Raw genomic sequence first — 6,789 nt, forward strand, 5'->3', positions numbered from 1 at the left:
ACTGCTCATCAGTCAGCTGCGCAAAACGAGACACCCAACAAGCATGCCAAAGAGCGCCGGGCCGAATTTAGAGACACGCCCTAGCGGGTGAGGCGGGAACGGGCGGTGGACCGGGCCTCGATCGGGATGCCTTCCGGGAGCAGGAAGCTCACGATGGGCGGATGCGCGACGGCGGTGAGGGTGACGTCCGCGGACGAAGCGTCCGGGCTCCCCGTGCCGCTGCCGACGGCAAGCCGGTCGAAGCGGGCAAAGGCGTTGTTCCGGCTAAGGTACGACGCCGTGACGTTGCGGACGCGTTCGCTGGTGAGCACCGCCGCCGGCCGGCTGGATCCTTCCGTGGTGCCGCCGAGGGTGTAGCTGTCCGCGGCCGCCACCGAGGCGCCGTCGGCCAACGACAGAAGCTTCTTATGCTCGATGTACACGGCCGAGGCGGCCGCGACCACGCTCGCCAGGAGCAGGGCAATCAGCGTGAAGCCGATGATCAGCACCATGGTCTGGCCTTGTTCGGAATCGCCTCGGGCGGGCAGGGCCCTGGACCTCACCGGAACCTCCCGACGATCTGGGAAGCCGTGGCATTCAGCTGTCCCGCGTCGAGTCGGAGCGAATCGCCGAACGGGACCATGGGCAGCGGAACCGTGAGGTTCACGGTGACCGTGACGGTCGCTCCGGCCGACATGCAGTCGGCGCGGTCGCAGGTGATGGCGACCGTAGCGCGCTCTGCGGGATGCCCGTAGTCGGCCAGGGTCAGCATGGCCGATTGTTCCGCCGCCGCGCGGGCACGCCCGGCGTCGTCCTGCGCGACGAATACCTTGGCGGCCTGGTCGGCGGCACCGACCACCGCGAAGGAACCGCCCTGCAACTGGCCCACCGTGACAATGAAATAGACGAGCGGGACCATCAACAGCAGGGCCAGGAACGTGAACTCGACGACGGCGCTCCCCTCTTCCGTCCCGTGGCCATGCGCTCCGGTACCCGGAAACGGTCCGTCCCCGGGCCGCGGGCGGCAGAGGGACACCCGCAGCCGGGCGCCGAAGCGCCGCAACAGCTCAGCCGGGAAGTGCCGCATGGCCCTTCACCTCCAGCACGGAAACGGGCACGCCGAAGAGGCCTACCACCGGAAGCGGCGCCTTGACGCTGACTTCGAGGGTGCGGATCCCCCGCACGTCGGCTTCCGACGTCGAGATGTCCTGCGCATAGCCGGGGTTCAAGGCAGTGCCGATCAGCTCGGCGGTCCGCTGCCGGGCATCCTCGGGCGTCCTGTCGGCGAGGGTGCCGTAGCGGGCCCCGGAGGACGCGGCATCGATGAGGGTGTTGCGGACGTGCAGCACGAGGGTCAACTGGATAATGGCGAGGAACAGGAAGGTCAGTAGGGTTCCCACCAGGACGAAGTCGACGACGGCGGAACCCCGCTCGTCCGCGCGGGCGCGGGGGTGCTGTGCACCCGTCCTGGTGTCCGGCAGCATGGAGCTACTTGTTGACCTTGTCCATGGCGTTGTTGAACAGCTCAGCGAGGGCCGGGGTCGCCAGCGCCAGCAGGCCTGCAACCAGGGCGGCGGACATCAGGGTGATCATCACCCAGCCGGGAACGTCGCCGCGTTCGGAGGTGCCGCCGTCGGAGGCCAGCCGCCGGGTGCAGCGGGAGGTAAGGCCCTCCAGGGACCGGGACAGGTACCCGAGGGCGGACGCCGGGAGGTTCCGGAGCTGTTGCGTTGTCATGTTCTTCCCCATTTCCTTATGCGGATCGTTGTGCAGGTTTGTAGTTCGTTGTAGCGGGTGCGGCGTGCATCAGAAGCCGGCCCATCAGAAACCCAGGTTCAGGGCCGCGACGCCCGGGTAGACGGCAAACACCACCGTCAGCGGAAGGACACCGAAGACCAGCGGCACCATCATGCCGATCTCCTTGCGGCCGGCCGATTCCATGAGTTCGCGTTTGGCGGTGTCGCGGACGTCCGAAGCCTGGGCACGGAGGACGTCGGCCAGCGGGGTGCCGCGTTCGACGGCGACAACCAGGCCGTCGACGAAGCGCACCAGTGCGCCCAGCTCCGTGCGCGCGGAAAATTCCTGCAACGCCTCGACCAGGGGCTTGCCCGCCCGGGTGGCGGCCAGGACGAGGGCGAATTCCTTCGCCAGTTCCCCGTTCGCGGTCCGGCAGACCCTGTCCAGCGCGCCGATCGCGCCCTCGCCTGCGCCCACTGCCAGGGCCATGAGCTCGGCAAGGCTGGGGAACTCGGCGAGCATGCGCCGCTCCCGGCGTTTGATCTGGACGCCGAGCACGTAGTCGCGGAACAGGAACCCGCCCAGCGTCGCCCCCAGCACTGAGATGAGCGAGAGGGCGAGGTTGAAGCGGCCGGCCGTGGCGTTGAACACCGAGAGAACGATGGCGAGCACGAAACCGATGGCCGCCCAAAGCAGCTGCTCGGCGCGGAAGTCCAAGGCGGTTTTCCCGGAGCCGGCCTGCGCCAGCCGCTTGTTCAGGGCCGTGGTTCCGAAATTGAACTTGGCGACGTAGTGCAGGCCGTCTTCGACCAAGGGGCGCAGGATCCTCTCCAGGGGACCGAAGGGCGTGATGTTGTGCCTGGAAGTCTGCAGGAGAGTGGATTCGAGGTTGTGGGACCTCAGCTGCGGTTCGATCCGCTCCGCGAACGGGGTGGCCCGCATGAACGGCATGCGGACGAGGATCAGCCACAGCCCGGCGGCAAGGAGCAGTCCGCAGAAGACGGCCATCGCGGTAAACGTGTTCATCGGAACACCCTCTCGTCCTCGGGGAGGGCGCCGATCCTCAGCATGACCGAATAGCAGAAGGCCGAAATCAGCAGGCCGCCGGCCAGCACGGCGATACCCATGGGTGTGTTGTAGGCGGCGATGGCTTCCGGCCGGCTCGCCAGCAGCATCAGGACAATCCACGGAGCCGCGACGGCGAGCCTGGCGGCGTTGATGGTCCAGGACTGCCGGGCGGCAAGCTCGCTTCTGGTCCGGGCGCTTTCGCGCAGGAACTCGCCCAGGGTTCCCAGGAGGCGGCCGAGGTCGGAGCCGCCGACGTCGCGGGTCATCCGCAAGGCCTCGACGATCCTGTCTGCCACGGGGTCGGCCAGGCGGTCCTTCAGCCTGTTCAGGGCGGCATCGAACTGGCCACCGGCGCGGTAGTCGGCGCCGAAGTCCCGAAACAGGCCCCGCAGTTCCTCCGGCCCTTTGTGCCCGAGCTGGATCAGGGCTTCCGGCAGCGGCAGACCGGCGCGGATCGCCGACCTGAGGTGATCGACGACGTCGGGCCACAGGCCGCGCAGCATCGCCGTCCGCCGTCGGGCCCGCCACCGCACGACGGCGAGCGGGAGCCAGGAACCGAACAGACCGAAGCAGGCAGCGATAGGCAGGGAGCCAGTGACGATGAAGAAGACCAGGACCACGAACAGGCCCAGCCCAAGGCACGAAGCAATGAGGCCGCCCGAGGTGACCTTTTCGATGCCCGCGGTGAGGAGGAGGGTTTCGAGGCGCTTCGGCTTCCGTTCCCGGACGACGGCGGGAGGCTGCTCCCACGCCGACCACCAGATGAGGAAGACTCCGAGGCCGCAGAGGACCCCGAGCAGGGGTGCCATCATCGTGCCCCCAGCAGCGCCGCGACGTCGAAGCCCGCCCGCGCGAATTTCTCCGCGGACGGCATGGAGTTGGCCTTCGGTGCGAGCTGGCCGTCCTGCATCGTGAAGACCGAAGACGATTCGATGATGCCGTTTTCCACCCGGCGGCCAAGGGAAAGGATCTCGGTGACCTGGCGGTGTCCGTTGGCACCGCGGTTGCAGTGGACCACGAGGTCGATGCAGGACGCCACGGTGGGGACGACGAAGGCGCTGGAGATGTTCTCGCCCGCCAGCAGGGGCAGGGTGCAGATCTTGGTGACGGCGTCATGGGCGGAGTTGGCGTGGACGGTGCACATGCCCGGCAGCCCGGAGTTCAGCGCGATCAGCATGTCCAGGCTTTCGGCCTCCCGGACCTCGCCGACCACGAGCCGGTCCGGGCGCATGCGCAGCGCTTCCTTCACCAGGCGTCGCAGGGGAATCTCTCCCTGGCCTTCGAGGTTCGGCTGGCGGCACTGCAGGGCCACGACGTCCCGCAGGGGGAACTGCAGTTCGAAGATTTCCTCGACAGTGATGACGCGTTCGCGGGAGCCTATGTTGGCGGCCAGGCAGTTCAGCATGGTGGTCTTGCCGGCCTGGGTGGCACCGGAGACGAGGATGTTAAGGCCGCTGGCCACGGCAGCGCCGAGGAACCGTGCGGACTGCGGGGTCAGGGTGCCGAGCTCCACGAGGTGCTCCAGGCGGCTCGCCTTGACCACGAACTTGCGGATGTTGACTGCCCAATGGCGGCGCGTGATGTCAGGAATGACGACGTGCAGGCGGGAACCGTCCGGCAGCGCGGCGTCGACAAATGGGGAGGACAAATCGAGGCGGCGGCCCGAGCTCTTGAGCATCCGCTCCACGAGGTCGCGTACCTGCTGGTCGCTGAGGGTCGTCGAGGTCAGCTCCGATTCGCCGTTGCGCGCGACGTAGACCTCGTTGGGCGAGTTGATCCAGATTTCTTCGATCGTGGGATCGTCCAGGTAGGGCTGCAGGGGCCCGAAGCCGGCGACGGCGTCGAAGACCTGCTTCCGTGCGTTTTCGAGATGGCCGATCGGAGGCAGCGGTGCAATCAGGGCCCGTGCGTCGTAGTCGTTGACGGCGGCTTCGACCAGGCGGTGCACTTCGACGGCCTGCTGGAGCGGATCGAGGCCACGCCGGCGGATCAATTCCCGGACTTCGTCTTCGACGATGCGGACAGCATCCATCTTTCCCCCAATGCGGCGCTCCCCTGGCAAGGGGACATAACAATCAACGGAACAAGGCTAGGGACTGTACCGCATGGATCCAAGTCATATGGCCGGAAGCTGTGGATAACCGTTCCGGGACGTCACGTTGGGCACTCCTGTACCACTGGCCACTCCAGACACGCAAATGTTATGGTGTCCCGGTTAGGAGCCGGCCTTATTGGTGCGCTGCACGGAACCTGGCACCGTGCGCGCAGTCGACGCTACGAAAAAGGCTCCCTGTGGGGCGGCGTCGAGCTGGAACAAGGAATGAAAAAGACAACCCCTGTGGCGAATTCCAAAGGTTCCATCACACGCGGCGGGACCGTGCTATCCCTCGTGCTGGGATTAGTGCTGACCCTCGCAGCGCCGGCGCATGCCCAGACCCCTCCCCCTGAGCCCGCCCCTGCCACCGGCCCTGCGGCCCCGCTCGAACACGCCCAGGGTCCCGTGCCACCCGCGCGGGAGGACATCGTTCCTGCGCCGGCGGACGTTCCCTCCGTTCCGATGCCGTCGATGCCCGCCAGCGATGGCAGTGCCGCGTCGAAGGACATGAAGGACGCCATGCGTGCCGCCATTCCGAAGGGCGGCGCCGAGATGGGCCAGCGTTCGCCCCGGGTGGTGGCCGACAAGAAGGCGTCAGGCGGTGCGGGCCCCCTCGGCTCCCGGGCCGTCGGAGCTGCACTGTCCATGGCCCCCGACCCGAACCACTGGCGCCCCGGTTACGGGGTTGCCGGCCAGGACGTCAGCGCCCACCAGGGCAACGTGGACTGGGCTTCGCAGTGGAAGCAGGGGTCCCGCTTCGCCTACGTGAAGGCCAGCGAGGGAAACTACTACACCAACGACAACTTCGCGCAGCAGTACAACGGCTCCAGGAATGTCGGAATGCTGCGTGGTGCCTACCACTTCGCCATCCCGAACTGGTCGTCCGCGGCTGACCAGGCGCGCTACTTCGTTGCCAACGGCGGGGGGTGGAGCGCCGACGGATACACCCTGCCGCCGGTGCTCGACATCGAGTACAACCCCTACGAAGGCCGCACTATCAACGGCTTCTACTTCGGCAACGTCTGCTACAACTTCTCGGCCGCCCAGATGGTCAAATGGATCTCCGACTTCGGCAACACCGTGTGGTCCTTGACCGGCCGCTACCCGGTGATCTATTCGACGACCGACTGGTGGCAGCGCTGCACGGGCAATTCCGCAGCCTTCGCCAACTACCCCCTCTGGATTGCCGCGTACCCGTCCTCACCGAGCAACTCCCCCGGCACGCTGCCGGCGAGCTGGGACACCTTCAGCTTCTGGCAGTACAGCAGCACCGGCCCCTTCCAGGGTGATTCGAACATCTGGAACGGGGCGATGTCCCAGCTGCAGCTCTTCGCCAAGACCCGTGACGACTCCCGCGGAGCGATCAACGCCAAGTGGCTCGCCACCGGCGGGGCCGGCGGCCCCCTCGGTGCTGCGAAATCCACCGCGGACATCTGCGGCCTGGTCAACGGCGGATGTTACCGGGCCTACGCCAACGGCAACATCTACTGGAACCCGGCAACCGGCGCTCATCCGGTCATCGGCACCTTCTGGACGGCTTGGGGCGAAGCCGGCTGGCAGTCCGGCATCGGCTATCCCACGGGCGATGTCACCTGCCCCTATGGCAGCGCGAGCAGCACCACCTGCCACCAGACGTTCCAGGGCGGGAACATCTACCGCACGCCCAATGTCGGGACGTTCACCGTCATGAACGCGTACATGCCCGCATGGAAAGAGGGGAACTGGCAGGACGGCCTGGGATATCCGACGGGCAACGTCAGCTGCGGGCTTTACGGCGGTGGCTGCTACCAGCCCTTCACGAAGGGCAACATCTACTGGAGTTCAGCCACCGGGGCCCATCCCGTCATCGGCGCCTACTGGGACGCGTGGCAGGAAGTAGGCTTCCAACCCGCCATCGGCTACCCCACCGG

General features: G+C 67.1%; 8 protein-coding genes. 1 reads left to right on the top strand and 7 read right to left on the bottom strand.

What is annotated here, in order from left to right; translation table 11 throughout:
- Window positions 1–80: 80 nt before the first annotated feature.
- The 7 genes from D3654_RS11930 to D3654_RS11960 all read right to left on the bottom strand — a co-directional run bounded on the left by D3654_RS11930 (window position 81) and on the right by D3654_RS11960 (window position 4,816).
- On the bottom strand, window positions 81–491 hold the full coding sequence (locus D3654_RS11930; protein ID WP_120521720.1) for a pilus assembly protein TadG-related protein: 411 nt from the start codon (window positions 489–491) through the stop codon (window positions 81–83).
- A 47-nt stretch (window positions 492–538) separates the two neighbouring features.
- Window positions 539–1,066 (bottom strand): hypothetical protein, encoded by a 528-nt coding sequence (locus tag D3654_RS11935; protein WP_120521721.1) that lies wholly within the window; start codon window positions 1,064–1,066, stop codon window positions 539–541.
- The gene (locus D3654_RS11940) at window positions 1,047–1,463 is read right to left on the bottom strand and encodes a TadE/TadG family type IV pilus assembly protein (RefSeq protein WP_120521722.1); all 417 of its coding nucleotides are present in this window, start codon (window positions 1,461–1,463) and stop codon (window positions 1,047–1,049) included. The genes D3654_RS11935 and D3654_RS11940 overlap by 20 nt, the downstream gene beginning before the upstream one ends.
- Before the next feature lie 4 nt (window positions 1,464–1,467).
- Window positions 1,468–1,716, bottom strand: coding sequence for a hypothetical protein (locus tag D3654_RS11945; RefSeq protein WP_245413202.1), 249 nt, complete (start codon window positions 1,714–1,716; stop codon window positions 1,468–1,470).
- An 84-nt stretch (window positions 1,717–1,800) separates the two neighbouring features.
- On the bottom strand, window positions 1,801–2,742 hold the full coding sequence (locus tag D3654_RS11950) for a type II secretion system F family protein (protein WP_120521723.1): 942 nt from the start codon (window positions 2,740–2,742) through the stop codon (window positions 1,801–1,803).
- Entirely contained in the window at window positions 2,739–3,593 is an 855-nt protein-coding gene (locus D3654_RS11955; protein ID WP_120521726.1) for a type II secretion system F family protein, read from the bottom strand. The genes D3654_RS11950 and D3654_RS11955 overlap by 4 nt, the downstream gene beginning before the upstream one ends.
- Window positions 3,593–4,816: a TadA family conjugal transfer-associated ATPase gene (locus tag D3654_RS11960; RefSeq protein ID WP_120521724.1), complete on the bottom strand. Its 1,224-nt coding sequence runs from the start codon at window positions 4,814–4,816 to the stop codon at window positions 3,593–3,595. Before D3654_RS11960 ends, D3654_RS11955 begins: the two co-directional genes overlap by 1 nt.
- A gap of 306 nt (window positions 4,817–5,122) precedes the next feature.
- Here D3654_RS11960 and D3654_RS11965 point away from each other — a divergent pair.
- Window positions 5,123–6,789 (top strand): GH25 family lysozyme (locus tag D3654_RS11965; RefSeq protein ID WP_280960109.1); only part of this gene is annotated, 1,667 nt, incomplete at its 3' end.

Origin of the sequence: Arthrobacter celericrescens (assembly GCF_003614925.1) — a bacterium.
Lineage (GTDB): Bacteria > Actinomycetota > Actinomycetes > Actinomycetales > Micrococcaceae > Arthrobacter > Arthrobacter celericrescens.

What these genes read in the sequence shown, in the direction of transcription:
- D3654_RS11930 (WP_120521720.1), bottom strand. Translation starts at nt 491, where the DNA reads ATGGTGCTGATCATCGGCTTCACGCTGATTGCCCTGCTCCTGGCGAGC.
- D3654_RS11935 (WP_120521721.1), bottom strand. Translation starts at nt 1,066, where the DNA reads ATGCGGCACTTCCCGGCTGAGCTGTTGCGGCGCTTCGGCGCCCGGCTG.
- D3654_RS11940 (WP_120521722.1), bottom strand. Translation starts at nt 1,463, where the DNA reads ATGCTGCCGGACACCAGGACGGGTGCACAGCACCCCCGCGCCCGCGCG.
- D3654_RS11945 (WP_245413202.1), bottom strand. Translation starts at nt 1,716, where the DNA reads ATGACAACGCAACAGCTCCGGAACCTCCCGGCGTCCGCCCTCGGGTAC.
- D3654_RS11950 (WP_120521723.1), bottom strand. Translation starts at nt 2,742, where the DNA reads ATGAACACGTTTACCGCGATGGCCGTCTTCTGCGGACTGCTCCTTGCC.
- D3654_RS11955 (WP_120521726.1), bottom strand. Translation starts at nt 3,593, where the DNA reads ATGGCACCCCTGCTCGGGGTCCTCTGCGGCCTCGGAGTCTTCCTCATC.
- D3654_RS11960 (WP_120521724.1), bottom strand. Translation starts at nt 4,816, where the DNA reads ATGGATGCTGTCCGCATCGTCGAAGACGAAGTCCGGGAATTGATCCGC.